Origin of the sequence: Streptomyces lunaelactis, from assembly GCF_003054555.1 — a bacterium.
Lineage (GTDB): Bacteria > Actinomycetota > Actinomycetes > Streptomycetales > Streptomycetaceae > Streptomyces > Streptomyces lunaelactis.
In genome coordinates, this window is record NZ_CP026304.1 from 4,464,304 (window position 1) to 4,489,713 (window position 25,410).

Sequence of the window (25,410 nt, forward strand, 5' to 3'; positions counted from 1 at the left end):
AGCCGTACGCGGGTAGTCGTACGCAGGTAGTCGTATGCGGAGAAGGGGCCCGGAGCCGAACGGTTCCCGGCCCCTTCTCGTCTCACCAGCGACTCACAGCCTCTTCCCATGTCCCTGCCAGGTCCGCTCCCTAGCGTCCTGGCCCATGACAGACACCCAGGAACCCGCTCACAAACGGGACATGACGCGACGCCGGTTCGTCGTCGCAGGCGGCGCGGCCGTGGCAGCGATCGGGGCCGGCGGCGCGGTGGTCACCACCGCTTCCGCGGGCCAGAGCCCGGGAAAGAAGCCCGCCGCGTCCGGTGAGGTGTGTTACCGGCTCACCTCGGAGACGACCGAAGGGCCGTACTACATCGACGCGGACAAGATCCGCCGGGACATCACGGAGGACCGCGTCGGCATCCCGATGACCCTCCGGCTGAAGGTGATCGACACCGACACCTGCAAGCCGCTGGCGGGTGCGGCGGTCGACGTCTGGCACTGCGACGCGCTGGGCATCTACTCCGGCTATGAGGATCTCTCCACGGGCGGAGGCGGGGGCGGTACGCCGCCGAGCGGCGCCCCGACGGATGCCCCGACCGGTACCCCGACCGGTACGCCTCCGTCCGGCGGGCCCGGAGGCGGTGGCGGAGGCCACGAGGAGCCCACCGACGACAAGCGGTATCTGCGCGGCACCCAACTGACCGACCGGAACGGCTTCGTGGAGTTCAGGACCGTGTTCCCCGGCTGGTACCGGGGCCGCTGCGTGCACATCCACACCAAGGTGCATGTCGGCGGCAAGCTGACCACGACCGGTTACGAGGGCGGGCACACCTGCCACACCGGTCAGCTCTTCTTCGCCGAGGAGGCCGTACTGGACTCCGCGAAGGTCGCGCCGTACAGCACCAGCACCACCGAGCGCACGACGCTGGACGAGGACACGATCTATCCCGGCAACGGGACCGAGGGCGGTCTGCTGACACTCAAGTACGGCAAGGGGAAGATCGCGAAGGGCGTAGTCGCCACGCTCACCATGGGCGTCGACCCCGACGAGACGCACACCGGCACCGGCTGACGCGGAGGGCGCCTGCGTGCGGCGGTGGGGCCGCCGCAGGCGATCCTGCGGCGGTCCCTACCAACGGTGAGGCGTGCGCCGGTAGTTGGCGCGCCCCCCTGCGTGCCGCTGGCGCGGCTGGGCGTGCCGGGCAGGGCTGGTGAGCGTGATCTGAAGGACGAGCTGCTGGAATGAGATCAGGGCGGTGATCGGCGGAAGCCCCGCCACCGCCATCGCGATCGGCGTCCTGGGTGCGTGGGCGACGCACAGGCACATCGCGACGGCCGAGAAGAGCATCACCACGACCCAGGAGTGCACGGCGCGGCGGCGGTGGAGCGCGGCCCGCAGGATGGACAACGACGCCACCAGCCACGGCCCGTAGACCAGCAGCGGCCACCACCCGGCCAGCCCGTGGGCGGGGGACGCCAGGGTGCGCAGCGGATCGTACGCGATCAGTCCGCCGAGCACGCTCACCATGCCGACGATGGCCGCGGTCAGCGCCGCGATGAGCAGGCTCAGCACCTTCAGCCACGGTGCCCGGATCCAGCGGACGCACCGCACCAGTCGGCTCGGACGCCGACGGGCGCCGTGCTTGCGCGGGATGGTGACGGGGACGGGGACGGGTGCGACGGGGACGGGTACGACGGGAATGGGTGCGACGGGGGTGGGTGCGGCGGGGTGGGTGCGGCGGCCTGGAGGAGTTGGGTGAGATCGTTCTCGAAGTCCCAATGGGTGTCCAGGTGGGCGTCCAGGCCTTCGGGGATGGTGGGGTCGAGCACATCCGCGCCGAAGGCGGTCGGCTGATACCCAGCCGTGTCCAACCCGTCGTCGGGATAGTGCCAGTAGCCGCTCATGCCTGCCTCGGCGGCGCCTCGGCAGCGCCGATGCGCCGGGTGAATTCGGCCTGGATCCGCTCCAGCACACCGAAGAGGTTGTGGAGCAGATCGGAGCAGTCCGCGCATCCGGACCCCCGCGAGGAGCCCAAGCCCCGCTCTTCGCACGTGTCTGCCGCCACTGTGCCCTGCGGGCTCATCGTCGCCATGCCCTCCCCAACGAGGAGAGAATTAGTTGGATACGCCCAACTTCAAAGCAATGTCCATATATTGATGCTTTTAACACTTCTTCGGTTCTGATGCGGATCCACCACCCCGGACGGACCGGAACTGAGGGTTCCGGGGCCGTCGGGACCAGGGCGCAGAACCCGCCCGTCCTGCACGAGTCGGGCGACGTCCCGCCCGCCTTCCGGAAGATCCGCGGCACCAAGGAGCGCAGTGCGCTGCTCGGCCGCGTCCCGGCCGCGGACTCCGTCATCTTTGTCAGCCTCCGCGTCTCCGGCGACGCCTCACGCGCTGCGGCTGAAACGCGACAGATGATCGCATATGTGGGATTCGATGCTGCCCGGGCCGAGGTCGCTCCCACCCCGCCCCGAAGCAGCAGCACATGAAGCTCTCGAACTGAAAGGCCCGCACATGTCCCTCCGCACAGGACCGTTCCCGGCGGTCGCACTGGCCGCCGCCAGTCTGCTGCTGCTCACCGGCTGCGCGGGCGCAACCGGCAGGGCGGCGCCCGCGGCCGAGCAGAAATCGGCGAGCGCCACCGCGTCGGGTCCTGCCGGGCAGCCCGGCCCCCAGGCGCAGATCGTCCGGGCGCAGGAGATCCCCGCACTCGGCCCCGGGACCCGCGCCCAGCTCAGCCCGGCGAACGAGCAGGCGGTCGTGGTGGTCGGCGACGACGCCGACTCCAACCAGTCCGTCGCCATGCTCTACGAGCGCGATCCCGTCCAGGGCTGGAAGCCCGTCTCCGATCCATGGCCGGCGCACAACGCGCTCCTCGGCTGGACCGACGACCACCGCACGGCCGACCACCGCTCGCCGATCGGCGTCTTCGGCCTCACGGACGCGGGCGGCAAGCTGCCCGACCCGGGCACGAAGCTCCCGTACGACGAGGCCGCGGCCTTCGATGCGCCCGGCACGGGTTTCGAGGGCGAGCCGCTCGAGGGGTCCTTCGATCATGTCGTGGCCATCAACTACAACCGCGAGCCGGGGACCACCCCGCTGGACTGGACCCGGCCGCTGGGCTCGGAGAAGGGCGGCGGCATCTGGATCCACGTCGACCACGGCGGACCCACACAGGGCTGTGTCTCGCTGCCGCTCGAGCGGATGAAGGACCTGCTACGGTGGCTGGACCCGGCTAAGCAGCCGGTGGTGGTGATGGGCGACCTGGCGTCGCTGAGCCGCTGAGGCGTACTGACCGGGGTTTCCGGCCCGGACCCCGGTCCTGGGCGCCGGGCGCGCTGAAACAGTCCGCCCGGCGCTCGACTCGTCCTTCTTCAGCTCCTCCAGCCGCGGGCTGTGTCTTCTGGGGGACGACCCCCAGACCCCCGTGTGTTCCCGCGGCCCAGCCACTAGTCCTTCTTCAGCTCCTCCAGCCGCGGGAACAGCACCGCGCCCTTCGTCACCGTCACACCCGCCGGGAGCCCGCCCCACTCGCCCGCGCGCTGGACCCGCTGGTCCGCGAGGGCGCCCAGCGGGGCCTCCGCGCCGAGCGAGTCCCACAGGGCCTGCGAGGTCACCGGCATTACAGGGTTGAGCAGTACCGCGACCGCGCGCAGCGACTCCGCGGCCGTGTAGAGGATCGTCGCGAGACGCGCCTGCCCCTCCGGCGATTCGTCCTTCGCGACCTTCCACGGCTCCTGCTCCGTGATGTAGCCGTTGACCTGCTTCACGAAGTCGAGGACCGCCAGGATGCCGCCCTGGAAGTCCAGCTCCTCGCCGATCTTCCGGTCGGCCTCGGCGGCCGCCTTGGCCATGCCGGCCTGCACCGCCTTCTCGGCCTCGCCGGACGCCGTCGCCTCCGGCAGCGCGCCGCCGAAGTACTTGCCGACCATGGCAGCGACGCGCGAGGCGAGGTTGCCGTAGTCGTTGGCGAGCTCGCTGGTGTAGCGGGCGGTGAAGTCCTCCCAGGAGAACGAGCCGTCCTGCCCGAACGAGATGGCGCGCAGGAAGTACCAGCGGTAGGCGTCCACGCCGAAGTGCGAGGTCAGGTCCTGCGGCTTGATGCCCGTCAGGTTCGACTTCGACATCTTCTCGCCGCCGACCATCAGCCAGCCGTTGCACGCGACCCTGCCGGGCACCGGCAGGTCGTTCGCCATCAGCATCGCCGGCCAGATGATCGCGTGGAAGCGCAGGATGTCCTTGCCGATCAGGTGCACGTTCGCCGGGAAGGTCTCCTCGAACTTCGCCGGGTTCTCGTTGTAGCCGACGGCCGTCGCGTAGTTCAGCAGCGCGTCGATCCACACGTAGATGACGTGCTTCTCGTCCCACGGCACCGGGACGCCCCAGTCGAAGGTCGAGCGCGAGATCGACAGGTCCTGCAGGCCCTGCTTGGCGAAGTTCACGACCTCGTTGCGGGCGGACTCGGGCTGGATGAAGCCGGGGTTGGCCTCGTAGAACTCCAGCAGCTTCGGACCGTACTCGCTGAGCTTGAAGAAGTAGTTCTCCTCCTTGAGGATCTCCACCGGCCTCTTGTGGATCGGGCAGAGTTTCTGCCCGGCGTACTCGCCCTCGCCGTCGATCAGATCGCCGGGGAGCTTGTACTCCTCACAGCCCACGCAGTACGGGCCTTCGTACCCGCCCTTGTAGATCTCGCCCTTGTCGTACAGGTCCTGCACGAACTCCTGCACACGGTCCGTGTGCCGCTTCTCCGTCGTACGGATGAAGTCGTCGTTCGCGATGTTCAGGTGCTCCCAGAGGGGCTTCCAGGCCTCCTCGACGAGCTTGTCGCACCACTCCTGCGGGCTGACGCCGTTCGCCTCGGCAGTGCGCATGATCTTCTGACCGTGCTCGTCCGTGCCGGTGAGGTACCACACCTTCTCGCCACGCTGGCGGTGCCAGCGGGTGAGCACGTCGCCTGCGACGGTCGTGTAGGCGTGGCCCAGGTGAGGAGCGTCGTTGACGTAGTAAATGGGGGTCGAGACGTAGTACGCCTTCGCCCCCTGCTTCTCGGATCCAGTGGCCGCCATGGTCGAAATCCTATCGGCCCCGGGAACGTCCACTCACCCGGATAAGCCGGGGAGGGCGGCCGGAGCGGGGCCGGCGGAGACGTCCGCGAAACAACCCGTGCCGTAGAAAGGCGCATCCTGGGAGGAGATGGGGGCGTAGAGCGTGCGGGGGGACGACGACATGCGGGTACTGGTCGCCGAGGACGAGGAAGTACTGGCCGAGCTGGTCGCCACCGGGCTGCGGCGGGCCGGATTCGCCGTCGACACCGTGTACAGCGGCGACGCCGCCCTCGCGTATCTGGGGCTGAACGACTACGACGTGGTCGTTCTCGACCGCGATCTGCCGCGGGTCCACGGGGACGAGGTGGCGCGCGAACTCGTCGCCTCCGCGTCCCGCACCAGGATCCTGATGCTCACCGCTTCCGCGTCCATGGAGGACCGGGTGGAGGGTCTGGACCTGGGCGCGGACGACTATCTGGGCAAGCCCTTCGAATTCCCCGAGCTGGTCTCGCGGGTGCGCGCCCTGCGGCGGCGCAGCGCCCGGCCGGTACCGCCGTTGCTCGAGCGGCACGGGGTGCGGCTGGACACGGTGCGGCGGACGGTGACGCGGGACGGGCGGGAGCTCGGCCTGTCCCCGAAGGAGTTCTCCGTACTGCAGATCCTGCTGGAGGCCGACGGGGCGACGGTCTCGGCGGAGGAGCTGCTGGAGCGCGCCTGGGACGCGCACGCGGATCCGTTCACGGGCGCGGTGCGGGTGTGCATGAGCAAGCTGCGGTCGAAGCTGGGGGAGCCGGCGCTGATCCGTACGGTGCAGGGTGTGGGGTACGTGCTGTGAGCCGCCCTTGCATGGGGCCCGGGTCGACGATCCGTACGCGGATCGCGCTCATCTACGGCGGGGTCTTTCTCGTCCTCGGCGCCTGCCTGCTGGGGATCGTGAATCTCCTGTCCCGGGCCGGTACGGAGAACGAGGTCGCGGCGATCAGGGCGCGCGCCGTTCCCGCGCCGCCGGTGACGGACGTCACCGGGGTCACGGTCGTCCAGCTGACCGCCAGCGTCCGGGACGCGGCGGGGCAGCAGATGCTGATCTGGTCGGTGTTCGCGCTGCTGGGGACGGCGCTGTGCGCGGTCGCGGTCGGGTGGTGGACGGCGGGGCGGGTGCTGCGGCCCGTGCACGCGATGACGGCGAAGGCGCGGCGTCTTCTGGAGCGGAGGCTGCTGGGGGTCCCCCCGGACGGAGTCTGGGGGAGGATCGGGGCGAGCGGTCCGGACGACGAGCTGAAGGAGCTCGGGGACACGCTGGACGCGCTGCTGGCGCGGCTGGAGAAGGCGTTCGACAGCCAGCGGAGGTTCATCGCGAACGCCTCGCACGAGCTGCGGACGCCGCTGGCGACGCAGCGTACGGCGATCCAGGTGGGCCTCGACGAGTCGGCGTCGGCGGAGGAACTGGCCCGTACGAGAACGGTGTTGCTCGACAGCAACCGGCGCAGCGAGCGGCTCATCGAGGGGCTGCTGGTGCTGGCACGGAGCGAGCGGGGGCTGTCGGAGCGGGAGGACGTCGACCTGGAGGAGGTCGTGTCGCAGGAGGCGGCGCGCTACGAGCTGAAGGCGTCGACCGGCGCCGGAGCGGTGGTGCGTGGGAACCGGATGCTGCTGACTCAGCTGGTGGGGAATCTGCTGGCGAACGCGAAGGCGTACAACGTGCCGGACGGGACGGTGGACCTGTCCGTGGCAGGCGGAGTCCTGACGGTGCGGAACACCGGCCCCGTCCTCCTGGCGGAGGACGTCCCTGCGCTGTTCGAGCCGTTCCGGCGGGGGGAGGGCCGCGACCGGATGGGGCCTGGGGCGGGGCTGGGGCTGTCGATCGTACGGTCGATAGCGGAGGCGCACGGCGGCACGGTGACGGCCGAGCCGGGCCCTGAGGGCGGCTTGGCCGTCACCGTGACGCTGCCGGTTGCCCAGGTCCTGTCCGGCCGATCAGGCCGGACAGGACCTGGCGGCGGCTAGCCGCGCCAGTTGCTGAGGAGCCCTTCGTAGAGCTCCGCGTCCGGGAGCTCGCGGGGGGCGGGACCGGCGTGGAAGAACGAGGCGTTGTCGGCCTGGAGCTTGCGGAGGTAGTCGAAGGCCTTCGCGTCATGCTCGCCGAACGCGACGAACTGCCAGAACACGGGCTTGTCCGCGGCCTCCGTCAGCGCGGCGGTGGCGGCGGTCTTGGACTCGGGCGCGCCGTCGGTCTGGAAGATCACGAGCGCGGGTGCGTCGGCGTCCGCCTTGGCGTGCAGGGCGAGGACCTGTTCCACGGCGAGGTGGTAGTTCGTACGCCCCATGCGCCCGAGGGAGCCGTGCAGCTCGTCGATCCGTCCTTCGTGGGAGTCGAGGGTGAGCTCCCCGGTCCCGTCGACCTCGGTCGAGAAGAAGACGACGCTGACGGTGGCGTCGTCGTCGAGGTGCGCGGCGAGGGCGAGCGCCTGCTCACCGAGGCGCTGGGCGCTGCCGTCCTTGTAGTACGGGCGCATGGACCCGGACCGATCGAGCACGAGGTAGACGCGCGCGCGGGCCCCGTCGAGCCGACGCTGCTCGAGTACGGCGCCGGCGGCGTCGTAGTGACCGAGGAGCCGGGGGGCGCGGGCTGCGAGCGGGCGGTGCGTGGGCGGGTCGCGGCGTCGCCTGCGGCGCGGTTGCGGCGACGGCTCGGTGCGGGTGCGGGTGCCTGCGGCTCGGCGGCCGGGTCGTTTGCCGTGGGCTCGGCGGGCTCTGCCGCCTCCGGCTCGGCGGCTGCGGGCTCGGTGACGGGCGTCGGCTCGGTGGCTTCGGCTGCGGCGACGGGCTCGGTGACGGGCTCGGGCGTGGCGACGACTGCCTGCGGCTCGACTGTGGCGTCGGCTGCGGGCTCGGGCGCCGTGACCGGCTCTGCCGGAGCCTCGGTGCTTGCCTCGGGCTCGGCGGGAGCCGCCGCCTTCGGTGTGGCGGTGCGCTTGGCCGCCCGCGGCTTGGCCTTGGCGGCCGGAGCTGCGGCCTTGGGCTGGGCCGTTACGACCGGGGCCGGAGAGTCGGCGGTGGCGGCCGCGGCAACGGGCTCGGGCACGGCGTCGGCGCCCGGCTCGGTGGTGGCTGCGGGCTCGGCCGCCGCGACCGGGGCCGGGTCGCCTGCCGTGGACTTGGCGGGCGCCGCCTTCGGCGTGGCGGCGCGCTTGGCCGCCCGCGGCCTTGGCAGCCGGGCTGCGGCTGGCTCGGCGCCGTGACCGGCTTCGGTTCGCCGGCCGTGGGCTCGGCGGACGCCGCCTTCGGCTCGGCGTCGGCCGCCGGGGCCGGAGACCCGGCGGCGTCGGTGGCGGGCTCGCTCGCGGTGACCGGCTCTGCCGGAGCCTCGGTGCTTGCCTCGGGCTCGGCGGGAGCCGCCGCCTTCGGCGTGGCGGCGCGCTTGGCCGCCCGCGGCTTGGCCTTGGCAGCCGGGGCTGCGGCTACGGGCTCGGGCGCCGTGACCGGCTTCGGTTCGCCGGCCGTGGGCTCGGCGGACGCCGCCTTCGGCTCGGCGTCGGCCGCCGGGGCCGGAGACCCGGCGGCGTCGGTGGCGGGCTCGCTCGCGGTGACCGGCTCTGCCGGAGCCTCGGTGCTTGCCTCGGGCTCGGCGGGAGCCGCCGCCTTCGGCGTGGCGGTGCGCTTGGCCGCCCGCGGCTTGGCCTTGGCAGCCGGGGCTGCGGTCGCGGCCTCGGCGGTCGCGGCCGCCACAGTCTCGGGCGCCGTGACCTCCTCGGCCGTGGCCGCCACAGCCTCAAGGGCCGGGGTCTCATCGACCGCGCTGGTTGTCGTGGCTCCAGCAGGAGCCACGGCAACCTCCGCCGCGGCCTCCGGCTCAGGGGCGACGACAGGCGCAGCCGCCACCCGCTCCTCCGAGGCCTGGGCCGAGGCCTGGGCCTGGGCCGGGACCGACGTCCTGCCCCGCGGCGCCGGGTTGTCGAACGCCGCCGAGACCAAGTCCGCCGCCGCCCGTTCCGCCGACGACGGAGCCGGCACCGTCGCGGTGGCCGGTTCCGTGCGCTCGGTCTGGGGCGGGACGGAGGTTGCCGCCGACTCGTTAAGCTCCGAACGGTCGCGTACAAACACCTTGCGCAGCAAGCTCCGAATGCCCATGGGCGAGGCCTTTCGCATCAGTGAAAGCGGTGAATGTCCGCACTTGGGCCGGGGGTCACGGGGTGTCCAGGCCAGGGCAGACACGTAAGGTTAGCCGCCGCCCGCGGCGAACTCCGGCAGGGGCGCCCACGACCTCGGGCTCACCCCCCGCATCAACCGCCTCCCCATGTCAACCGCGCCTCGGCCGCGGCGGATTCATCCCCCGTTCACCTCCCGGCCGCCGCATTGCAGACATGCGCACCTAACGTCGCGGCGGAACATATTCCGACACCATGTCGGCGCGGGGTGCGCCGGAGGAGGACGAAGTGCGCAAACTGCTGCCGTTGTTGAACACTGATCCGCACGCGGGCGGACGTTCCGCTCTCACCTGTCGCTACCGCTGCGGCGACGCCTGTTTCCACGAGGTACCGAACACCAGCGACAACGAGTACGTCGGCGACGTCATAGCGAGCGCGCTCTCGCGCCGTTCGATGATGCGCGCCGCCGCCGTCGTGACCGTCGCCGCCGCCGCCGGCACCGCCACCGTCTTCGGGCCGGGTGGCGAGCAGGCCTCCGCCGCGCCCGCCACCGACGCCGACCGCCACGGAAACGGCGGCGGCAGGACGGACGGCGCCCGCGGCCTCCGCTTCGCCCCCGTCGCTCCCAACAAGGACGACAAGGTCACCATCCCCGACGGCTACGCCCAGAGCGTCGTCATCCGCTGGGGCGAGCCGATCCTCCGCGGCGCCCCGGCCTTCGACGCCGACAAGCAGACCGCCAAGGCGCAGGCCGGCCAGTTCGGCTACAACAATGACTTCCTCTCCCTGCTGCCGTACAAGCACGACCAGCAGCTCCTCGTCGCCAACCACGAGTACACCGACGAGATCCTGATGTTCCGCGGCTACGACCCGGCCAACCCGACCCGCGAGCAGGTCGAGATCGCCTGGGCCGCGCACGGCCTGTCCGTCGTCGTGGTCGAGGAGGAGGACCGCAGCGGCAAGCTCACCGCGGTCAGCCGCCACCCGCTGAACCGCCGCCTCACCGCGACCAGCGAGTTCAAGGTCACCGGACCGGCGGCCGGCAGCCCCCTGCTGCGTACGAGCGCCGACCCGAGCGGCACCAAGGTGCTCGGCACGCTCAACAACTGCGCCGGCGGCACCACCCCGTGGGGCACCACCCTCCACGGCGAGGAGAACTTCAACCAGTACTTCGCCAACGGATCGAGTGCCACGGACAAGCGCTACGGCATCGGCGCCGCCGCGACCGAGCGCAAGTGGGAGCTCTTCGACAAGCGCTTCGACGTCAAGCAGGAGCCCAACGAGGTCCACCGCCACGGCTGGGTCGTCGAGCTCGACCCGTACGACCCGGACTCCACTCCCCGCAAGCGCACCGCGCTCGGCCGCTTCAAGCACGAGGCCGCCCAGCCGCGGCTGACCGCGGACGGCCGCCCGGTCGTCTACATGGGCGACGACGAGCGCTTCGACTACTTCTACAAGTTCGTCTCGTCGAAGCGGATGAAGAAGGGCACCTCGCGCGCCGCCCGCGAGCACAACAGCACGCTCCTCGACGAGGGCACGCTGTACGTCGCCAAGCTGACCGGCGACTCCCCGGCCACCGAGATCGACGGCAGCGGAAAGCTCCCGAACGACGGCGAGTTCGACGGCAGCGGCATCTGGATCCCGCTCGCCACCGGCGACAAGTCCTTCGTCCCCGGCATGAGCGCCGAGGAGGTGTACATCTTCACCCGCCTCGCCGGCGACAAGGTGGGCGCCACCAAGATGGACCGCCCCGAGGACGTCGAGCCGTCCCCGCGCACCGGCCGCGTCTACATCGCGCTGACCAACAACACCGACCGCGGCAAGCCCGGCAAGGCCGGTGCGGACGAGGCCAACCCGCGCAACCTCAACAAGCACGGCCAGATCCTGGAGCTCGCCGAGAACTGGGACGACCCGGCCGGCGACGGTTTCGCCTGGCGGCTCTTCCTGGTCGCGGGAGACCCGAACGACCCGGCGACGTACTTCTCGGGCTTCCCGAAGGAGAAGGTCAGCCCCATCTCCTGCCCGGACAACGTCGCGTTCGACCCGTACGGCAATCTGTGGATCTCCACGGACGGCAACCAGCTCGGCTCCCACGACGGCCTCTTCGGCGTCGCGACCCAGGGCGAGCGGCGCGGTGAGCTCAAGCAGTTCCTCACCGTCCCGGCCGGCGCGGAGACCTGTGGCCCGATCATCCAGGACCGCCGGGTCCTGATCGCGGTCCAGCACCCGGGCGAGCTCGACGGCGCGTCCGTCGAGCAGCCGAAGAGCATCTGGCCGGACGGACCGGGCAAGATCGTCCGCCCGTCGGTCGTCGCCGTCTGGCGCAAGAACGGCTGCGACATCGGCGTGTAGTCAAGTCCCTATGAGGTGGCGCGCACCTGTGCGCGCCACTTCATGAACTCCTCCTCCGCATCCCCCGTGTACGACCACGGCACCCGCGCCGCCTGCGTCCCCAGCAGTTCGAACAGCTGCCGGGCCTCCTCGCTCAGCCCCGCGTAACAGGCCGCGTGTGTCAGATAGTTGAGCTCGCCGATCTCCTCGGGCACCGCAGGCCCCGGCGTGCGGCCGCCGATCCAGCGGTCCCAGGTGCGCCGCACCTCCGTCACCGCGAGCTCGTGGTGCCAGTGCCGCCCGAAGTCCCGCACCGGCGCCCGGCCGCGCGTACCCTCGCGGACATAGCGGTACTCCTCCACCCGCGCGATCTGCACCAGTACCGGCAGCGGCGACCCGGGCGGCGACGCGCCCGCCGCGTCCCGGGCGAAGTCGTACATCGTGCCGTGGGTGCCGTGCCAGCGCGCCGAGTAGTAGCGCAGCAACTGCACATGACCCTCGATGTTGTACGGGTCACGGCGCCGCAACTCGTCCCACCAGCCCCGCAGTTCGCGCCGCGGAATCCCCTCCTCGTACAGCCGCGCCACCGTCAGCAGCGACACCCACGGCATGGGGTCGGCCGGGCGGGCGTCGGCCGCGCCCAGGCAGGCCATCACCGCCACATCGAGCCGCGCGTGGTCGATGCCGACGCCCCGGCCGGCCTCGATCGCCTGGTGGAAGACCCGTACGACCTCCGTCGCCGCCCGCAGCACCGCCACGTCCGGATTGCCGGGTTCCGCCGCCCGCCAGCTCTCCACCGCGGAGGAGCCGGCGGCCGCGTGCGAGAGCAGCCGCAGCCGGTGTGTACGCAGCGGCCAGTCGTCCCCGGTGGCGCGCAACAGGTCGCGGACGCCCTGCCAGCGCCCGATAACGATGTCATGCAGGGCCTCCGTCAGCGGACGGTCCCCGAAGGCGGGGTCGAAGTCCGGGGCGAAGCGGCGGCGTGCGGCCATCTGAGGCACTTCCCTCCTTCCTTCGGCTTCCTTCAGAAGTCCGTGGCCATCGACTTGTCGGCGTAATCAGGGTGTCTGGAGGCGGAGTTGGCGTAACTCTCCTGCGCCTCCAGGGCGCGCGACGCTTCCAGTCGGGCGGGGCGGTAGTACGAACTCCCCCGCCGCCAGTAAAGGATCATCGGCACCACACCGGCGGCGAGCCCGCCGATGCCGATCCCGATCGACGCCCAGCTCATCTCGGTGAGCGCCTCGAAGAAGATCCAGAGCATGAACAGCGCGCCGAACAGCGGCCACAGGCCGCCGAGTACGAAGTCGCGTACCGAGGCCAGCAGCGTCTTGCGGTACGCGACGACGGCCGCGATACCCGCGAGCCCGTAGTAGAAGGCGATCTGCAGGCCGATCGCCGCGACGGCGGCGGACAGCACCTCGCCGACAGAGCCGAGCGCGGTCGAGGCCACGAACATCGCGAGCGCCACCGCGCCGACGACGGCGATCGCCACCCACGGGGTGTTCCACCGCCGGTGCACGGTGCCGAGCGCGGCCGGCATCGAATGGTCCCGGCCCATGGCGAACAGCGAACGCGTGACCTGGATCAGAGTGGTCTCCAGGGTGGCGACGGTGGACAGCAGCACCGCCACGACCAGCAGTTTCCCGCCGGCGCCCGGCCAGATCGCCTCACCGAGCACGCCCAGTACGTTGGCGCTGCCCGCCTTGATGTCCTCGGCGGTAAGGATCACGTTCACGGCGATCGTGAAGGCCTCGAAGAGGAGGAAGACGACACCGACGCCGACGAGCGCCGCGAGTCCGGCGGTGCGGCGGCTGTTGCGGGTCTCCTCGCTGAGGTTGCTGGTGACGTCCCAGCCCCAGTAGTAGAAGGTCGCGACCAGCGCGCCCGAGGCGAAGCCGGACGCTCCGTCGAAGTGCGAGAAGCCGAGCCAGGACCAGTCGAATGCGGCCGCGGCCCCGTTGTGCAGCAGCGCGGCGACGATGAACAGCAGCAGGATCGCCAGCTCGACGCCGGACATCAGGACCTGCGCGCGTACGGTCAGCCGCGCCCCGCCCAGAACGACCAGCAGCATCGCCAGGAACCAGGCCGCGCCGACGGCGGTCGCGAGGAAGGCGTTCTCGGCGAGTGCGGGGTCGAAGAGCGCGAGCGTCATCGCACCGGCCGGCAGCGAACCGGCCACCATGAAGATCGTCGCGGAGACGACCAGCGCCCAGCCGGACAGAAAGCCGAGAAAGGGGTGGAGCGTGCGGCTCACCCAGGAGTAGCTGGCGCCGGCGTTGATGTCGATCCGGCCGAGTCTGCTGAAGGCCAGGACGATGCCGAACATGGGGATGGCGCAGTAGAGCAGCGCGGCCGGTCCCGCGAGGCCGACGGATGCGACGAGTACGGCGGTGGTGGCGGCGATCGAGTAGGCGGGGGCGCTGCCCGCGATGGCCATCACGATCGTGTCGAACGTGCCGAGGACATTGGGCTGTAGCCCTCTGGCCGAGCTGCTGCGCATGGTGTTCTCCGAATGCCCTTGGGGTGAATGCCCCTGTGTTGCACGACATATGCTGGTATGTCAGAAACGGACGCCCGCTCCGGAGTCAAGGCCTCCGTAGAGGGAGAACGTGCGCATCGTAGTCGGATGCGTGCGGTGGGGTGAGGGGGGTGGGGCTGACCCCACCCCAAGAGGCTGGGTGACGCCATGGGCTGCGGTCCCCGGCGATCTGACGGGTGCGACGCGGGCGCAGGTCATGCGGATGCTGACGGTCGAGGGCCTGGTGGTCGCGGTGATCGGCGTACTGCTCGGCACGGCGGCCGCGGCGACGACGCTGGTGCCTTTCGCGCACGCGGCGGCGGACAGCTGGATGCCGTCGGGCCCGCTGTGGATCTACGGCGCTGTGGTGGGCGCGGCGGTGACCCTGGTGCTTTCGGCCACGCTGGTACCGGCGTGGCGGGCGCTGAGGGTATTGCCGGTGCGCGCGGCGCGGGTGGACTCGTAGAGTCGGTACATGGCTGCAGAGGTTTCGGACCAGGGGACGGTACGGGTCGACGCCTGGATCTGGTCGGTCCGGCTCACGAAGACCCGCTCCCAGGCGGCATCGGCCTGCCGGGCCGGACATGTCCGCGTGAACGGCGAACGGGTCAAGCCGGCGCACATGGTGCGCGCGGGTGACCAGGTGCGGCTGTTCCACGCGGGCCGTGAGCGGCTGGTGGTCGTCTCCAGGATCATCCGCAAGAGGGTGGGCCCCTCTGTGGCGGCCGAATGCCTCGTGGACAACAGCCCGCCGCCCCCGCCGAGGGAGTTCGTGGCCCCGGTGGCGGTACGGGAGAGGGGCGCGGGCCGCCCGACGAAGCGCGACCGCCGCGAGATGGAACGGCTGCAGGGCGGGCTGCCGAAGGTGCAGTAGGGGGCGCGGGTCGCCTGCGGCGGGGGTCCTTGTGTCCGCGTTCGGGCCGCTGATCCCGGCAGACTCACCCGAAGGACCAGCCGGACCACTGACTGACCCTGATCACCACGACCGGCCCCTCCGGTGGGTGCTGCCGGTACTGGACGTACTTGGTCCGCAACAGCTCGATGAGCTGTGAGCGCCGCTCACCACTCTCGATCACTGTCGCCTGTCCATCAGCCCGTGCCCACCAGAGCCGAGTCCAGTCGTCGTCGTAGTGATCGACGAGCGCTGCCACCCGGTAGTTCTCACTGATGTTGCGCAGCCGTCGAAGATTCCATGTGCTCTTGGGCTTGTGATCGATCGCGAAGCACAGGAGGTCGCCGTCCACGGCGAACGTCAGCGGCACGAGGTGCGGTACGCCGGAGCCACTCACCGTGGCCAGGTGAGCGACCGACGCCGCCTCGAACCTCTGCCGCGCATCGTCAGCGCCAAGCCTCATGAGTGGACCGTACCCAGTTCCGGGGAGACCGGGCAGCGGAGACCTCCTCCGCCCGTCCGCCCGTACGGCATTGCGTCGCGTGTGCGAAGAAACGTGCAGAACGATCGTTACGAGATCCCGTCCACCGACCGGATGATGCGCCGGTGGTGCACCCGGCGGTGCGCCCGGTCGTGCGCCGGAGCACGCAAGGGCTTGCTGTTGATCATTGAACGGATCGGTGTAGCGGTCAGTGAATGTCAGGGCCACGCTCACCGCATATGCGTGATCGATACAGGCGCCCGTTACGGAAATGTCCGTAATTGGTAACGCGTGCCGGTTGGCCCGCCGCCGCGCCCGGCGACGACCCAGAGTTTGGGTCCTCGGCCCAGCACGGGCCGGGAATCCGCACCGCTCCACCAGGTCTCATCGGCATGTGGAGCACCGCTCTTGAGGAGACGTCACCTATGTCTGCTTCTCGCACCGCCCGCCGTATCGCCGCGACCACCCTCGCGGCCGGCGCCGTCCTCTCCGCCGTCGCCCTGCCGGCCTCGGCCCACGACAACGACCGCGACCGCGCTCGGCACCACGAGCAGTCCCGGGTCGAGATCAGCGACGTGCAGGCCAACAGCCCCGGATTCGACAACGGCACCAACCGGTCCGTGAACGCCGAGTGGGTCGAGATCACCAACAACGGCCGCCGCAGCGTGGACCTGGACGGCTGGACCCTGCGCGACTCGGACGGCGACCGCTACCGCTTCCGCGACGTCCGCCTCGCCGGCCGCGCCACCGTCCGCATCCACACCGGCGTCGGCCGCGACACCCGCACTGACCTCTTCCAGGGACGCCGCACCTACGTGTGGGACAACCGCTCCGACACCGCGACGCTGCGCGACGACCGCGGTCGCGTCATCGACACCGAGTCCTGGGGCCGCGGGCACCATCACCGCTGACCCGGCTGGTGAGGGCCGTCTGCCCGTCGACACCAGACGACCCGACCCTCAATGAACCGTGTGCCCCGGGCGGCCTTACCTGCCCGGGGCACCTGGGCACCGAATAGCGCTCGTGAACCGCATGCTGTGGAACCCACGCGGAACCCACGCGGGATCAGTCGCGGGATCAGTCGCGGCGGATCAGCTCAGGGTCGATGCGTCGCCCGGCCAACGGCAGCGTCCCCGCCACCGCGACCGCCACCACGCCCGCCGCCGCGAGCGCGAGCAGCGGGGTGCCTGCGAGGTCCCAGTAGACCTCACTGCCCCCGGTGATCAGATAGCTGGACTCGGCGAGCTTGCCCGTCACGAGCGCGAGCACGAGTCCGATGCTCAGCGGCAGGTACGTGAGCCGCCGATGCGCCCATCACGCGCTGGTGAGGACCTCCCAGACGGCTCGGGCGTCGTCGCCGCGACCATCGAGACCCTGCCAGTGCGGAGATGTGCCGCTCAACTTCCTCACCGCTTGGCTCAGTCGCTTGCGGTCCTTCGGCGTGATGCTCTCCGCAAGAGCAAACGGGTCCTCCACCAGGCTGCACAGAAAGGCGAGATCCCGGATGTGTCGCTCTGGCTCCTTGTCGTCCACGGCAGCGCCGACGGCCTTGCCGACGATGGCACCGAGGAGATCCGGGCGAGGTACGTGCTGTTGCCTGCTGTCGTACGTAACCGGTACCAACTCGGTGCGTGCCAAGGCCTGCGAAGCACCCGGCGCGGGGAATGCGCGGCCCCGGCCGCTCGTGGTCACGTCGGCCGTTGGCCCCAACCCTTCAGGGACGAGTACGTCCACGGATGCGGCCGGGACGGCGAGGTCGATGGCAACTTCCGTCCCCGGCTTCACGTAACGGTGCATCAGGCCGTTCGGCCCCGGGTCCCCCGCGGGAACCAGGCCAAGACTCGTGAGGGCACGCACCATCCGGTGCATCCCGCGCGGGTCTGCCCGTACATCGACGACGGTGTCGATATCCGTAGAGACACGAGGAGACGGCCGGCCGCGTTGAAGGCCGTGCAGCATCACCATCTGGCCGCCGACCAGTGTCCAGGGAGCATCGACCACATCTGCGAGGTCCAGCAGGAGCCGCCACAGTTCATCGGCCGCGCCCGCGAGGGGTGGCAGTTCGAGGAGCTTGATGTCCAGCCGCGGTAAAGCGTGCTTCACAGCTCTCCTTCTTCATGTGCAGGGAACCGGGCATCCAGCGCGCTCGAATACAGCCTGCGAGCGGTGCGGCATGAGCGCTCGTCGCTCGCGTCCCACAGGTCGAGTGCGACCGCTGCACGTCCAGGGCCATCGTCGAATGGCCAGACTTCACGCGGCACTTTCACCACGGCGTTCGCCTCCCGACGGGGTACCGGGCGAAGGGCCAGCTTCCGTATCGCCCCGGCGGCGACGTCCTTTCGCAGATAGACCTCCACCTGCCCGGGATCCACGATGTCCTGACCTGGCGCTGACGCCCCCGCGGGCACTGCCCCCTCAAAGGCGAGCAACCTTGGCAGCGCGGATGGATGACCTCGCAACCACAGCACTTCATTGCGCCGTCGCGCCCAATGGCCGATCTGAGCGATCGGCGGCCGTTCGCGCAACCGTGCGCGCAGCCGCGAACGTTCGGGAGCCGTGAGCCACGGAGCGCGCCCGCCGTCGAGGAGGTCCAGGAGGCCCCAGGCCACCCGGCCTGCCATCGGCCTTCCGCTGGGCCGGTCCTGCCCCAACTCGTCCACATCCGCAGACAGCACCACCCACCGTCCACCGATGAGCCGGGCGGGCAGTGCCCCATCGTGAATCAGTGCGAGCACCCGCTGGCGGGAGACACCCAGCCTCTCGGCGGCCTCCGAAGCCGAGATTTCGATCACCGCGCACTCGCCTCCTTGACGCTTTCATTGTCGATCGACAATAGGTGAGTGAAGCGCTTGGCTCTAATGTTGCCAAGTGACAACAGAAGAGTCAACTGGGGTCGGGGAGATGGAGCAGCTCAGGGCCGAGGGGAGTGAGGATGTCGATGGCGCCGCCCGAGGGCCCAAGCTCAGAGCGCGGGTTCGAGTCCCGTTACTCACGGGTCGGCGTGGAGCTGCTGATCGACGGGCTCCGGCCGTACGCACCGGAGGGGGAGAGGAGTGAGGGGGAGAAGGGTACGGAGCGCCACGCCTGACGCCTTCTCCGCCAATCGCCGCGACAGCCGCAACAAACTCACCGAAACTGGCGTCCTCAACAGTGCGTGCAATTGACAGACATCCCGCGGCTCGGAGGCCGGTTTGGACAGCGCCATCAGGGCGGCGGCCCCGGCCGGCGAGCCGGACGCCCCCTTCCGTCCCTCCGGCGGGCGTCGCGCCTGCGCCTGGCTGGCCGGTCTGCTGCTGATCGTTCCCAGCGTGGTGGCCGGCTGCCGTGTCGCGGACACCGACGCCGTCACCCCCGTGCCCCAGCTGCTCGCCTTCCTGCCCTGGCTGCTGGCGCCCGCCGGGGCAGCCCTGCTGCTGGCCCTCCTCGCGCGGTGGCGCACCGGCGTGGTCTGGGCGGTCGCGGTGCTCGCCGTCACCGGTTGGTACGTCAGGCCCTACGACACCGGGCTGACCGACGCTCCGCCCGGCCCCGTCGTCGCCCGCATCGAAGTGCTCACCTCGAATGTCGAGTTCGGCAACGCCACCAAGGGGAGCAAGGGGCTGCTGGCCACCATCCGCCGCGAGCAGCCCGACCTGGTGTTCGTCCAGGAGTGCGACCCCGGCTGCGCGAGCGCGCTCGCGGCGGAGGTCCCCCGCACCGACTATCCGTACCGCAATGTCGTCGAGGGCTACGCGGCCGCGGGCTCGGCCATCCTCAGCACGTTCCCGCTGCGCCCCGCCCCGGGGATCAGCGGGACGCTGGCCATGCCGGGCTCGGTCGCCGTCGTCGGCGACCGGACCGTGAACCTCCAGCTCGTACACCCGCTGCCGCCCATCCCCCGCGGCGTCGACGACTGGAAGCGAGAGCTCGGCCGGGTGCGTACGTACGCCGCGGGGGTCAAGGGACAGCCGACCCTCCTCGCCGGGGACTTCAACGCCACCCAGGACCACGCCGCCTTCCGCCGGATTCTCGACGCCGGTGACCTGCGCGACAGCGCCACCCTCGTGGGCGCGGCCCGCACCCCGTCCTGGCCGGCCGCCGTCCGCCGTCCGCTGGGCGCGCAGATCGACCATGTGTTGATCAGCGAGGACTTCTCCGTACGCAGGGCCCGCTTCCTGGACCTCGCCGGCACCGACCACCGTTCGCTGCTCGTCGACCTCGAACTGCACGACGTGCGCTGAACGCCCGGCCGGGTAAGAGTGGGGACGTGGTCAGACCCGGGGGGCCGTCCGTCAGGAGGCGTTCCGGATGCGCGCTGTCGCGGTCAAGGCGTTCAGGGCCGACCCCGAACTGATCCAGCTGCCCAAGCCGGAGCCCGGTCGGGGCGAGGTGCTGGTGAAGGTGGAGTACGCGGCGCTCAACCCGTTCGACTGGCGGGCCGCCGACGGAGTGCTCGAGGGCAGGGTCCCTCATGTCTTCCCGCTGGTCATGGGCACCGACTTCGCGGGCAGGGTGGATGTGGTGGGCCCAGGTGACAACCGCTTCAGGGTGGGCGACGCGGTCTTCGGCCAGGCGGGCCGGCCGCCGGTCGGGACCGGTACGTACGCCGAGTACGTGACGATGCCGCAGGACGCGGCCATCGCGTTCGTACCGGATGGTCTGCCGCTGAGGACCGCTGCGCTGCTGCCCACGGCCGGAATGAGTGCCGCGCAGATCCTGGAGGCGGCAGGAGTTCGGGCCGGGCAGAGCCTGCTGGTCGTCGGCGCGGCGGGCGGGGTCGGCAGCTATCTGACGCAGCTGGCCGCGGCGGGCGGCGTACGGGTGCTGGCGGCGGTGCGCGGCGACGAGCAGCGGCGGATGAGCGCGCTCGGAGCCGCAGTCACCGTCGACACCACCGCGCAGGACCTGGCGGCCGCGGTACGGGACGCCTGCCCGGACGGCCTCGACGGTCTGGTCGACGTGGTGTCCGCCGACGCGGGCTCCTTCGCCGCGAACGCCGCCCTGGTGCGCTCCGGCGGCCGCGCCCTCACCACCCGCTCCGTGCTGGACCCGGCGCGGCTCCCGGCCGGGGTCGAGGGTGTCGACTTCCATCTGCGCGCCTCGTCGGCCCTGCTGGACACCCTCGCCGCGGCGGCCCTCGATGGTTCACTGAAGGCACCCGTCGACGCCGAACTCCCCCTGGAGAAGGCCCCGGACGCGCTCGCCCAGTCCCGCGCCGGCGGTGCCCGCGGCAAGACCGTCTTCGTCCTCTGAGACTCGCCTCGTCCTCCGAGAGCAGGTGCCATGGACAACGACCGGATACTCGGCAACATCACCGCACTCGTCGCGGAGGAACGCACCCTGCGCGAGCGTTCCACCGAGGAGCACGGCCTCGACTCCGGCGAACAGGCGCGGCTGCGCGCGCTCGAGGTGCAGCTCGACCAGTGCTGGGACCTCCTGCGGCAGCGCCGCGCCAAGTCGGAGTTCGGCGAGGATCCGGGGACGGCGAAGGTGCGGCCCCCGGACGAGGTGGAGGGCTACCTGGGCTGACCGCCCGGCCCGGCCGGTCAGCGCCCGGCCCGGCCGGCCCGCCCGGTAGCGGCAGCAGGGTTGCGCCGGACCGCCCCTTCGGGGTCTTTTGATGACCATGGGCGACGACAAGGGCGGGGCGGGGACGCGAGCGGGACGGCTGACACCGCCCGACTGGCTGCTGGCAGGACTGCGGCCGCAGACCGCACCCGTGCCCTGGGCCGCCGTCGCCCGCGCGGGCGTCGCGCTCTCCGCGCCGCTGGCTGTCGGGCTCGCCGTCGGGGAGCCCGCGTACGGCGCGCTGGTGTCGATGGGTGCGCTGTCGGGCGTCATCGGAGACACCGCCGACGCGTACCGGATGCGGATCTTCAATATCGCGATCCCGCAGCTCTTCGGCGCGGTCGGCGTCACGCTCGGCACGCTGGTGTACGGGGAGGGCTGGCCCGCGGTCGCCGCGCTGACCTTTGTCGCACTGGTCTCCGGGATGATCTCGTCGATCGGCGCGGTGGCGTCCGTGTCCGGGCTGCTGCTTCTGCTCAACGCGGTGGTGGGCGCGGGGCTGCCGATGCCGGGGCCGTGGTGGAAGGCGCCGCTGCTGCTCACGCTGGGCGGGCTGTTCGTCCTCGTACTGTCGCTGCTGGCCTGGCCGTTGCGCGGCCGGGTGCCGGAACGTGCCGCCGTCGCGGCCGCCTACCGCGATGTCGCCGATCTGCTGGATGCGGCGGGCACGTCGGCGTACGAGGAGAAACGCCAGGCCGTCACCCAGTCCCTGAACACCTCCTACGACCTGATCCTCGCCCTGCGGGCCCGCGACCACGGGCGGCGCAGCCCGCTGGTGCGCCTCCTCGCCCAGCTGAATGTGCTCATCCCGCTGGTCGAGGGCGCGGCGGCGGCCCATCTGCACGGGCGGGCCTCCCGGCAGCCCGAAATCGCGGCGGCCGTACGGGACTTGGCGGACGCGGTCGCCGAGGGCCGGGGTGCGGCGCCGGAGCTGGTGCTGCCCGAGCCGCAGGGGCCGGCCGACCGTGCGGTCGAGGCGGCGCTGCGGCATGCGGCCACGGTTGTGCACAAGGCCGACCCCGATCCGTACAACGTCGACGACCGGCTCGGCCGGCCCGCCGCGCTGCGCATCCGGGCGCGGCGGGCGACGCGCAGCGTGCTGCTCTCCGAGCCGTCCTGGCGGTACGGGCTGCGCCTCGCGCTCTGCATCGGGCTCGCGCAGGCGCTCGTATCGCTGGTGGTGGTGCCCCGCTCGTACTGGGTCGCGCTCACCGTCACCTTCGTCATGAAGCCGGACTTCGGCTCGGTGTTCTCGCGGGCCGTGCTGCGCGCGCTCGGTACGGCGGTGGGCCTGGTCGTCGCGGCGGCGGTGCTGTCGCAGGTGCCGCGCGGCTGGTGGGACGTACCGGTGATGGCGCTGCTCGCGGCGCTCATCCCGGCGTTCTCGGCGAAGGGGTACGCCTTCCAGACCGCGGCGATCACGCCCGTGATCCTGCTGCTCTCCGACGTGCTGAACCACCAGGGTTTCGACCTGGTCCTGCCGCGTCTGGTGGACAGCCTCCTCGGCTGCGGGATCGCGCTGGTGGCGGGCTATCTGCTCTGGCCGGAGAGCTGGCACACCCGGATCGGCGACCGGCTGGCGACGGCGGTGGAGGACACGGCGCGGTATGTGGCGTGCGCGTTCGGGTCGGCTGGGGACGGCGGGGACCAGGACCAGGGGGAGCGGGTGCGCAGCCGGCGCCGGCTCTACCGGGACCTGTCGTCCGTACGGTCGGAGTTCCAGCGGGCACTGACGGAGCCGCCGCCGGTGGGGACGCGGGCGGCGGCGTGGTGGCCGCTGGTCGTGGCGGTCGAACGGATCGTGGACGCGACGACGGCGGCGCGGGTGCGGGTGAGTTACGGGGCGCAGCCGCCGGCGCGGGCGGAGGTGGCGGACGTGGAGCAGCAGCTGCGCGAACTGGCGGAAGGGCTGAGGTCGAGCGAGGTGCTGGTGGAGGTACGGGCGGATCTGCAGGGCGATGAGGAGGGGGTCCTGGAGCCCCTGCGCCAGGAGGTCAAGGCAGCAAGGGCGATCGCTTCACCGGGGCAACCGGGCTGACGGGGTGGACTCGAGCCACGCGGCTCACTCGTCGCGGGCGCCGGCACTCCAGTACCCATGCCCCCACCGCCAACGCCAGACCCGCCGCCGGCAGCCACCACGCCGTCGTGCGCAGCGTTGCCGTAAGGGCGTCGTAGACCGCCTCCGCCGCCGGGCGGTCCACGTCCGGGGGGAGGTCGGCGAGGGACAGGTCATGGCCGGCCGCGACCGCGATGCGCAGCAGTACCGCTCCCGCCGCCAGGGCGAGGCCGAGGCCGATCAGGGCGCGTCCCCTGCGTACCGCCAGGAGAACCGCCGCCGCGGCCAGCAGGATCGTGGCCACCGGCAGCCATACCCCGGCGATCCGCAGCGCGTGGAAGATGTCCCGTACCGTGCCGAGGTTGTCTGACTCCAGGATCGTGACCCGGTCGAGCTCGACCGGGACCTGGTCGACGAACGGCACGCCCTCGTCGGCGAGCTGACGCTTCACCTGCTCGGTGACGGGCGCCAGATCGATCGTGATGGCGTTGTCGCCGCCGTCCGCCAGGGCCTCTTCGACCGCGGTGTGCGCGGCACGGTTCACCGTGTTCCAGGCGGTCTTGAAGGCGCTGGTCCCGGCGAAGGAGACCACCGCGTCGTGCACCAGGGTCTCGACGCCCTCCTGGAAGGGCCCCGCGTCGATACGCTTCATGATCTCGTCGGTGATCCGGACGGCGACCGCGTTCTGCACGCGCGCGTCCGACGCGAGCGGCTCCGTCGTGGCGACGTAGCTGTCGGTCTCGTCGATCTCCCGGTCGACCCAGACGGCGAGCGCGCTCAGCGGCGTCAGGACGGCCACGAGAACGATCAGCAGCACCGACACCGTTGAGAGGAAGCTCCGCACTCCTCAAGGGAACGCGGACGTCTGCCCCGGCGCGAGTGGTGCGCCGCCGACCGGGGGCCGCGGTTCAGCCGCTGCCCGGGCAGCCGACGTCCGGGTCCATCGCGTGCAGGACGCGCAGGCTGATCTCGAGGAGCTGGTCGAACTGTTCCGGCTCCAGCGCGTCGACCACGAGCGAGCGCACCGCCGTCACATGCCCGGGCGCGGTCGCGACGATCTTCGTCCAGCCGTCGTCGGTGAGCACGGCGTTGGTGTACCGGCCGTCGTCGGAGCAGGGCTCGCGGCGCAGATAGCCGCGAGCCTCAAGGCGTTTGACCACATGAGAGAGGCGGGAGAGCGAGCCGTTGGCGAGAACCGCGAGCGTGCTCATCCGGAGCCTTCTGCCGGGGGACTCGGAGAGTCCGGCGAGGACCAGGTACTCGAACTGGTTCAGGCCCGCCTCCCGCTGGAGCTGCGCGTCCAGCGCCGCCGGCAGCTTGATCATGACCGCGCTGAAGGCCTTCCAGGCGGCGAGCTCCCGCTCGTTCAGCCAGTGGGGGTCCGACGGATGCTGGGCGTTCATGGAATCGAGCCTACCCGAGGGACTTGACGCTTCAAGTGATCGGTTCTAGCTTTGAACTTGAAGCTTCAACTCGTTAGTGGAGCCGTCCCTGCGCCGTCCCTGAATCGTCCCCGGATCGGAAGTCCCCGCCATGAACATCACCCTGTGGATCCTCGCGAGCCTGCTCGCCGCGGTCTTCCTCGCCTCCGGCTCCGCCAAGCTGCTCCAGCCCAAGGCGAAGGTCATCGAGACCGCCGGTGGCTGGGCCGAGAGCTTCTCGCCCGGAGCGATCAAGACGATCGGCCTGCTGGAGGTGCTGGGCGCGGTGGGCCTGATCCTGCCCGCCGCCGTGGACATCGCGCCGGACCTCGTACCGGTCGCCGCCACCGGCCTCGCCGCCGTGATGGTCGGCGCCGCCGTCACCCACGGCCGGCGCGGCGAGACCAAGAACGTGGCGGTCAACGTCGTACTCCTCGCCCTCGCCGTGGTCGTGGCATGGGGCCGCTTCGGCCCGTACGCGTTCTGAGCCGGTACTGAGCAGGAACCACGTCGATCCCGAATCGGTCCTTTGACTTGCCAGGCGCCCGGCGCGGGTGTGCTCTGAAAGGAGACGCGGGGGACGAGAGGGAAGGAGCTCTCCGCCATGGCCGCACATGCAGCGGTGCCCGCACGGCACCACGGTTCTCTCAGCTGGGCGCTGCCCGTCACCCTGGGCGTCGCCTACGGCATCTACGTGGTGGCGATCGACCGCGGCGGCAAGGGATTCACCGGCGGTCAGTTCGTACTCGGCGTGGTCTCCGGACTGGTCCTCGCGGCGCTCGCGTTCGCGCTGGGCCGGATCCAGCAGGCACTGCCGCGCGAGCTGCGCTCGGCGGCGTACGCGGCCCTGTGCGGCGTGGCCATCGGCTTCCTGTACAGCCTGACCGGGGAGAGCGTGCTCAAGTCGGTCGGGATGGGGGTCATCTTCGCGGCGGTGATGTTCGCCGCGTCCTTCTACGTCTTCTACACCAGGGAGCCCTGACCTC

General features: G+C 71.2%; 29 protein-coding genes and 1 pseudogene. 17 read left to right on the forward strand and 13 right to left on the reverse strand.

Annotated features, from left to right (window positions below; all coding sequences use genetic code 11):
• Nucleotides 1-145: 145 nt before the first annotated feature.
• Nucleotides 146-1,054 carry an intradiol ring-cleavage dioxygenase gene (locus SLUN_RS20485; RefSeq protein ID WP_108150401.1) on the forward strand — a complete coding sequence of 303 codons (909 nt, stop codon included), beginning with the start codon at nucleotides 146-148 and terminating at the stop codon, nucleotides 1,052-1,054.
• A gap of 57 nt (nucleotides 1,055-1,111) precedes the next feature.
• Here SLUN_RS20485 and SLUN_RS40345 read toward each other — a convergent pair whose 3' ends face one another.
• Genes SLUN_RS40345 through SLUN_RS40355 form a run of 3 tightly spaced genes read right to left on the reverse strand, consistent with a single transcriptional unit; the run spans nucleotide 1,112 to nucleotide 2,075 of the window.
• Nucleotides 1,112-1,555 carry a DUF2637 domain-containing protein gene (locus SLUN_RS40345; RefSeq protein WP_257153764.1) on the reverse strand — a complete coding sequence of 148 codons (444 nt, stop codon included), beginning with the start codon at nucleotides 1,553-1,555 and terminating at the stop codon, nucleotides 1,112-1,114.
• A 2-nt stretch (nucleotides 1,556-1,557) separates the two neighbouring features.
• On the reverse strand, nucleotides 1,558-1,887 hold the full coding sequence (locus SLUN_RS40350; protein WP_179955295.1) for a hypothetical protein: 330 nt from the start codon (nucleotides 1,885-1,887) through the stop codon (nucleotides 1,558-1,560).
• The gene (locus tag SLUN_RS40355) at nucleotides 1,884-2,075 is read right to left on the reverse strand and encodes a hypothetical protein (protein WP_175314375.1); all 192 of its coding nucleotides are present in this window, start codon (nucleotides 2,073-2,075) and stop codon (nucleotides 1,884-1,886) included. The genes SLUN_RS40350 and SLUN_RS40355 overlap by 4 nt, the downstream gene beginning before the upstream one ends.
• A gap of 90 nt (nucleotides 2,076-2,165) precedes the next feature.
• Between SLUN_RS40355 and SLUN_RS20495 the strand changes: the two genes are divergently transcribed.
• Nucleotides 2,166-2,477: a hypothetical protein gene (locus tag SLUN_RS20495; protein WP_108150403.1), complete on the forward strand. Its 312-nt coding sequence runs from the start codon at nucleotides 2,166-2,168 to the stop codon at nucleotides 2,475-2,477.
• Nucleotides 2,478-2,502: 25 nt separating this feature from the next.
• The gene (locus SLUN_RS20500; protein WP_108150405.1) at nucleotides 2,503-3,273 is read left to right on the forward strand and encodes a L,D-transpeptidase family protein; all 771 of its coding nucleotides are present in this window, start codon (nucleotides 2,503-2,505) and stop codon (nucleotides 3,271-3,273) included.
• A 164-nt stretch (nucleotides 3,274-3,437) separates the two neighbouring features.
• Here SLUN_RS20500 and metG read toward each other — a convergent pair whose 3' ends face one another.
• Nucleotides 3,438-5,054 (reverse strand): methionine--tRNA ligase, encoded by a 1,617-nt coding sequence (metG, locus tag SLUN_RS20505; protein ID WP_108150407.1) that lies wholly within the window; start codon nucleotides 5,052-5,054, stop codon nucleotides 3,438-3,440.
• Nucleotides 5,055-5,214: 160 nt separating this feature from the next.
• Here metG and SLUN_RS20510 point away from each other — a divergent pair, with 160 nt between their 5' ends.
• Nucleotides 5,215-5,868, forward strand: coding sequence for a response regulator transcription factor (locus SLUN_RS20510; protein ID WP_108150409.1), 654 nt, complete (start codon nucleotides 5,215-5,217; stop codon nucleotides 5,866-5,868).
• An 11-nt stretch (nucleotides 5,869-5,879) separates the two neighbouring features.
• Nucleotides 5,880-7,037, forward strand: coding sequence for a sensor histidine kinase (locus tag SLUN_RS20515; RefSeq protein ID WP_108150411.1), 1,158 nt, complete (start codon nucleotides 5,880-5,882; stop codon nucleotides 7,035-7,037).
• Here the strand turns inward: SLUN_RS20515 and SLUN_RS41375 are convergent.
• A complete protein-coding gene (locus SLUN_RS41375) occupies nucleotides 7,034-7,567 on the reverse strand; it encodes a VWA domain-containing protein (protein ID WP_257153765.1) in 534 nt (177 codons plus the stop codon). The two genes, SLUN_RS20515 and SLUN_RS41375, sit on opposite strands and share 4 nt — an antisense overlap.
• Before the next feature lie 66 nt (nucleotides 7,568-7,633).
• Here SLUN_RS41375 and SLUN_RS41380 point away from each other — a divergent pair, with 66 nt between their 5' ends.
• The 3 genes from SLUN_RS41380 (at nucleotide 7,634) to SLUN_RS20535 (ending at nucleotide 11,530) form a co-directional block, all read left to right on the forward strand.
• On the forward strand, nucleotides 7,634-8,272 hold the full coding sequence (locus tag SLUN_RS41380) for a hypothetical protein (RefSeq protein ID WP_257153766.1): 639 nt from the start codon (nucleotides 7,634-7,636) through the stop codon (nucleotides 8,270-8,272).
• Entirely contained in the window at nucleotides 8,269-9,249 is a 981-nt protein-coding gene (locus SLUN_RS40360) for a hypothetical protein (RefSeq protein WP_108150415.1), read from the forward strand. Before SLUN_RS41380 ends, SLUN_RS40360 begins: the two co-directional genes overlap by 4 nt.
• A 217-nt stretch (nucleotides 9,250-9,466) precedes the next feature.
• Entirely contained in the window at nucleotides 9,467-11,530 is a 2,064-nt protein-coding gene (locus SLUN_RS20535) for a PhoX family protein (RefSeq protein WP_108154852.1), read from the forward strand.
• An 8-nt stretch (nucleotides 11,531-11,538) separates the two neighbouring features.
• On the opposite strand, the gene SLUN_RS20540 is transcribed toward SLUN_RS20535, so the two are convergent.
• Together SLUN_RS20540 and SLUN_RS20545 are read right to left on the reverse strand one after the other, a co-directional pair.
• A complete protein-coding gene (locus SLUN_RS20540) occupies nucleotides 11,539-12,501 on the reverse strand; it encodes a hypothetical protein (RefSeq protein ID WP_108150416.1) in 963 nt (320 codons plus the stop codon).
• Nucleotides 12,502-12,533: 32 nt separating this feature from the next.
• Entirely contained in the window at nucleotides 12,534-14,009 is a 1,476-nt protein-coding gene (locus SLUN_RS20545; RefSeq protein WP_108150418.1) for an APC family permease, read from the reverse strand.
• Nucleotides 14,010-14,187: 178 nt separating this feature from the next.
• Here SLUN_RS20545 and SLUN_RS20550 point away from each other — a divergent pair, with 178 nt between their 5' ends.
• Nucleotides 14,188-14,493 (forward strand): FtsX-like permease family protein, encoded by a 306-nt coding sequence (locus SLUN_RS20550; protein WP_254709074.1) that lies wholly within the window; start codon nucleotides 14,188-14,190, stop codon nucleotides 14,491-14,493.
• A gap of 9 nt (nucleotides 14,494-14,502) precedes the next feature.
• Nucleotides 14,503-14,901 (forward strand): RNA-binding S4 domain-containing protein, encoded by a 399-nt coding sequence (locus tag SLUN_RS20555; protein ID WP_108150420.1) that lies wholly within the window; start codon nucleotides 14,503-14,505, stop codon nucleotides 14,899-14,901.
• Between the two features lie 64 nt (nucleotides 14,902-14,965).
• On the opposite strand, the gene SLUN_RS20560 is transcribed toward SLUN_RS20555, so the two are convergent.
• Entirely contained in the window at nucleotides 14,966-15,382 is a 417-nt protein-coding gene (locus SLUN_RS20560; RefSeq protein ID WP_108150422.1) for a TIGR03668 family PPOX class F420-dependent oxidoreductase, read from the reverse strand.
• 443 nt (nucleotides 15,383-15,825) lie between these two features.
• On the opposite strand from SLUN_RS20560, the gene SLUN_RS20565 reads away from it, so the two are divergent.
• Nucleotides 15,826-16,311, forward strand: a complete 486-nt coding sequence (locus tag SLUN_RS20565; RefSeq protein WP_108150424.1) for a lamin tail domain-containing protein — start codon at nucleotides 15,826-15,828, stop codon at nucleotides 16,309-16,311.
• A 166-nt stretch (nucleotides 16,312-16,477) separates the two neighbouring features.
• Here SLUN_RS20565 and SLUN_RS20570 read toward each other — a convergent pair.
• The 3 genes and pseudogenes from SLUN_RS20570 to SLUN_RS20580 all read right to left on the reverse strand — a co-directional run.
• Nucleotides 16,478-16,690: pseudogene (locus SLUN_RS20570) on the reverse strand (ABC transporter permease); the annotation flags it as partial.
• A 24-nt stretch (nucleotides 16,691-16,714) separates the two neighbouring features.
• The gene (locus SLUN_RS20575) at nucleotides 16,715-17,503 is read right to left on the reverse strand and encodes a hypothetical protein (RefSeq protein ID WP_108150426.1); all 789 of its coding nucleotides are present in this window, start codon (nucleotides 17,501-17,503) and stop codon (nucleotides 16,715-16,717) included.
• Complete coding sequence (locus SLUN_RS20580) at nucleotides 17,500-18,192, reverse strand: helix-turn-helix domain-containing protein (RefSeq protein ID WP_108150428.1); 693 nt, start codon at nucleotides 18,190-18,192, stop codon at nucleotides 17,500-17,502. The genes SLUN_RS20575 and SLUN_RS20580 overlap by 4 nt, the downstream gene beginning before the upstream one ends.
• Before the next feature lie 399 nt (nucleotides 18,193-18,591).
• On the opposite strand from SLUN_RS20580, the gene SLUN_RS20585 reads away from it, so the two are divergent.
• From SLUN_RS20585 to SLUN_RS20600, 4 genes are all read left to right on the forward strand, one after another.
• On the forward strand, nucleotides 18,592-19,620 hold the full coding sequence (locus tag SLUN_RS20585) for an endonuclease/exonuclease/phosphatase family protein (RefSeq protein ID WP_108150430.1): 1,029 nt from the start codon (nucleotides 18,592-18,594) through the stop codon (nucleotides 19,618-19,620).
• Nucleotides 19,621-19,687: 67 nt separating this feature from the next.
• On the forward strand, nucleotides 19,688-20,632 hold the full coding sequence (locus SLUN_RS20590; protein ID WP_108150433.1) for an NADP-dependent oxidoreductase: 945 nt from the start codon (nucleotides 19,688-19,690) through the stop codon (nucleotides 20,630-20,632).
• Between the two features lie 30 nt (nucleotides 20,633-20,662).
• Nucleotides 20,663-20,908: a DUF2630 family protein gene (locus SLUN_RS20595; RefSeq protein WP_108150434.1), complete on the forward strand. Its 246-nt coding sequence runs from the start codon at nucleotides 20,663-20,665 to the stop codon at nucleotides 20,906-20,908.
• A 97-nt stretch (nucleotides 20,909-21,005) separates the two neighbouring features.
• Complete coding sequence (locus SLUN_RS20600) at nucleotides 21,006-22,985, forward strand: FUSC family protein (protein ID WP_175313784.1); 1,980 nt, start codon at nucleotides 21,006-21,008, stop codon at nucleotides 22,983-22,985.
• On the opposite strand, the gene SLUN_RS20605 is transcribed toward SLUN_RS20600, so the two are convergent.
• Both SLUN_RS20605 and SLUN_RS20610 read right to left on the reverse strand, forming a co-directional pair.
• Entirely contained in the window at nucleotides 22,942-23,847 is a 906-nt protein-coding gene (locus tag SLUN_RS20605) for a hypothetical protein (RefSeq protein ID WP_175313785.1), read from the reverse strand. The two genes, SLUN_RS20600 and SLUN_RS20605, sit on opposite strands and share 44 nt — an antisense overlap.
• Before the next feature lie 64 nt (nucleotides 23,848-23,911).
• Entirely contained in the window at nucleotides 23,912-24,406 is a 495-nt protein-coding gene (locus tag SLUN_RS20610) for a MarR family winged helix-turn-helix transcriptional regulator (protein ID WP_108150436.1), read from the reverse strand.
• Nucleotides 24,407-24,536: 130 nt separating this feature from the next.
• Here SLUN_RS20610 and SLUN_RS20615 point away from each other — a divergent pair, with 130 nt between their 5' ends.
• Together SLUN_RS20615 and SLUN_RS20620 are read left to right on the forward strand one after the other, a co-directional pair.
• Nucleotides 24,537-24,911, forward strand: coding sequence for a DoxX family protein (locus SLUN_RS20615; RefSeq protein ID WP_108150438.1), 375 nt, complete (start codon nucleotides 24,537-24,539; stop codon nucleotides 24,909-24,911).
• Nucleotides 24,912-25,028: 117 nt separating this feature from the next.
• Nucleotides 25,029-25,406 (forward strand): hypothetical protein, encoded by a 378-nt coding sequence (locus SLUN_RS20620; RefSeq protein ID WP_108150440.1) that lies wholly within the window; start codon nucleotides 25,029-25,031, stop codon nucleotides 25,404-25,406.
• Nucleotides 25,407-25,410: the final 4 nt, after the last annotated feature.

Bases quoted from the DNA above. Each gene is read 5' to 3' on its own strand.
- SLUN_RS20485 (WP_108150401.1), top strand. From the start codon at position 146: ATGACAGACACCCAGGAACCCGCTCACAAACGGGACATGACGCGACGC.
- SLUN_RS40350 (WP_179955295.1), bottom strand. From the start codon at position 1,887: ATGAGCGGCTACTGGCACTATCCCGACGACGGGTTGGACACGGCTGGG.
- SLUN_RS40355 (WP_175314375.1), bottom strand. From the start codon at position 2,075: ATGGCGACGATGAGCCCGCAGGGCACAGTGGCGGCAGACACGTGCGAA.
- SLUN_RS20495 (WP_108150403.1), top strand. From the start codon at position 2,166: ATGCGGATCCACCACCCCGGACGGACCGGAACTGAGGGTTCCGGGGCC.
- SLUN_RS20500 (WP_108150405.1), top strand. From the start codon at position 2,503: ATGTCCCTCCGCACAGGACCGTTCCCGGCGGTCGCACTGGCCGCCGCC.
- metG (WP_108150407.1), bottom strand. From the start codon at position 5,054: ATGGCGGCCACTGGATCCGAGAAGCAGGGGGCGAAGGCGTACTACGTC.
- SLUN_RS20510 (WP_108150409.1), top strand. From the start codon at position 5,215: ATGCGGGTACTGGTCGCCGAGGACGAGGAAGTACTGGCCGAGCTGGTC.
- SLUN_RS20515 (WP_108150411.1), top strand. From the start codon at position 5,880: ATGGGGCCCGGGTCGACGATCCGTACGCGGATCGCGCTCATCTACGGC.
- SLUN_RS20540 (WP_108150416.1), bottom strand. From the start codon at position 12,501: ATGGCCGCACGCCGCCGCTTCGCCCCGGACTTCGACCCCGCCTTCGGG.
- SLUN_RS20545 (WP_108150418.1), bottom strand. From the start codon at position 14,009: ATGCGCAGCAGCTCGGCCAGAGGGCTACAGCCCAATGTCCTCGGCACG.
- SLUN_RS20555 (WP_108150420.1), top strand. From the start codon at position 14,503: ATGGCTGCAGAGGTTTCGGACCAGGGGACGGTACGGGTCGACGCCTGG.
- SLUN_RS20560 (WP_108150422.1), bottom strand. From the start codon at position 15,382: ATGAGGCTTGGCGCTGACGATGCGCGGCAGAGGTTCGAGGCGGCGTCG.
- SLUN_RS20565 (WP_108150424.1), top strand. From the start codon at position 15,826: ATGTCTGCTTCTCGCACCGCCCGCCGTATCGCCGCGACCACCCTCGCG.
- SLUN_RS20590 (WP_108150433.1), top strand. From the start codon at position 19,688: ATGCGCGCTGTCGCGGTCAAGGCGTTCAGGGCCGACCCCGAACTGATC.
- SLUN_RS20595 (WP_108150434.1), top strand. From the start codon at position 20,663: ATGGACAACGACCGGATACTCGGCAACATCACCGCACTCGTCGCGGAG.
- SLUN_RS20600 (WP_175313784.1), top strand. From the start codon at position 21,006: ATGGGCGACGACAAGGGCGGGGCGGGGACGCGAGCGGGACGGCTGACA.
- SLUN_RS20610 (WP_108150436.1), bottom strand. From the start codon at position 24,406: ATGAACGCCCAGCATCCGTCGGACCCCCACTGGCTGAACGAGCGGGAG.
- SLUN_RS20615 (WP_108150438.1), top strand. From the start codon at position 24,537: ATGAACATCACCCTGTGGATCCTCGCGAGCCTGCTCGCCGCGGTCTTC.
- SLUN_RS20620 (WP_108150440.1), top strand. From the start codon at position 25,029: ATGGCCGCACATGCAGCGGTGCCCGCACGGCACCACGGTTCTCTCAGC.